Raw genomic sequence first — 205 nt, 5'->3', positions numbered from 1 at the left:
AAAAAGTAATTTGCTAGCTGTCCCATGTTTTGCTATGATAGGTTCGTGTAATTCAAGATGTCTCATATAAATATACAGAGGTGACGACTTCGTGGTGTGGAATATTGTCATTCCGATTATTACCCTGATTGTTGGCTTGGTCGGGGGATTTTTCATCGGTGCTTATTATCTTCGCAAACAGCTTGAAAAGATGCAGAACGACCCT

The 205-nt window shown here is 40.0% G+C and carries 1 protein-coding gene; it reads left to right on the top strand.

The window, feature by feature from the left end:
• Window positions 1-91 precede the first annotated feature (91 nt).
• The coding region (locus tag A372_RS37010) for a YneF family protein (RefSeq protein ID WP_019418910.1) at window positions 92-205 on the top strand (114 nt) is incomplete at its 3' end.

Origin of the sequence: Paenibacillus sp. OSY-SE, from assembly GCF_000283315.1 — a bacterium.
Taxonomy (GTDB): domain Bacteria; phylum Bacillota; class Bacilli; order Paenibacillales; family Paenibacillaceae; genus Paenibacillus_B; species Paenibacillus_B profundus.
This window is presented reverse-complemented; position numbering and strand designations above follow the sequence as displayed.